Source organism: Amycolatopsis sp. NPDC051061 (assembly GCF_040682935.1).
GTDB lineage: Bacteria > Actinomycetota > Actinomycetes > Mycobacteriales > Pseudonocardiaceae > Amycolatopsis.
In genome coordinates, this window is sequence record NZ_JBFBBZ010000178.1 from 1 (window position 1) to 1065 (window position 1065).

Annotated in this window: 1 pseudogene; it reads left to right on the forward strand. The window is 46.7% G+C overall.

The annotated features are described in order from the left end of the window. A pseudogene (locus tag AB0N03_RS52525) lies at positions 1-1065 on the forward strand (peptidase S8); the annotation flags it as partial.

The following is a 1065-nucleotide window of genomic DNA, read 5'->3' on the forward strand; positions in this document are numbered from 1 at the left end:
GTGGTCTTGATGCCACCAAGAGCGTTAAAACTGCAATTAATGAAGTGACGAATCTTGATGCTACCTTTACCGATGCTGGGACAACGGCTGATGGGTACACCAAAATTGAAACGCCATTATCTGATGAACAGGCCCAAGCACTTGGCAATGGCGACAATTCGGCTGAGCTGTACTTGACTGATAATGCATCCAATGCCACTGATCAAGATGCCAGCGTTCAGAAGCCGGGGTCTACATCGTTTGATTTAATTGTGAACGGCGGCGGTATCCCAGACAAGATCTCAAGTACCACAACCGGCTACGAAGCCAATACTCAAGGTGGCGGGACGTATACGTTTAGTGGAACGTATCCAGCAGCGGTTGACGGTACTTACACTGATGCACAAGGAAAGAAACATGATTTGAACACAACCTACGATGCTGCGACTAACAGTTTCACTGCCTCAATGCCGGTCACAAATGCTGATTACGCCGCGCAAGTGGATCTATATGCCGATAAGGCGCATACCCAGTTGCTTAAACATTTTGACACTAAAGTTCGGCTGACGGCGCCAACCTTTACTGATTTGAAATTCAACAATGGCTCGGATCAGACCTCTGAAGCGACCATCAAGGTTACAGGGACGGTTAGTGCTGACACCAAGACAGTTAATGTTGGCGACACCGTAGCAGCACTTGATGCACAACATCACTTTAGTGTTGATGTACCGGTTAATTATGGTGACAATACCATCAAAGTGACCGCCACCGACAAAGACGGAAACACCACGACGGAGCAAAAGACGATTACCTCGTCTTATGATCCTGATATGTTGAAGAATCCTGTGACGTTCGATCAAGGTGTGACATTTGGTTCCAATGAATTCAATGCCACCTCGGCTAAGTTCTATGACCCTAAGACCGGGATTGCGACGATTACTGGTAAGGTCAAGCACCCAACGACAACGTTGCAGGTTGATGGTAAGCAAATTCCAATCAAGGATGATCTGACTTTCAGTTTCACTTTAGATTTAGGTACTCTTGGACAAAAACCGTTTGGGGTTGTTGTGGGTGACACCACTCAAA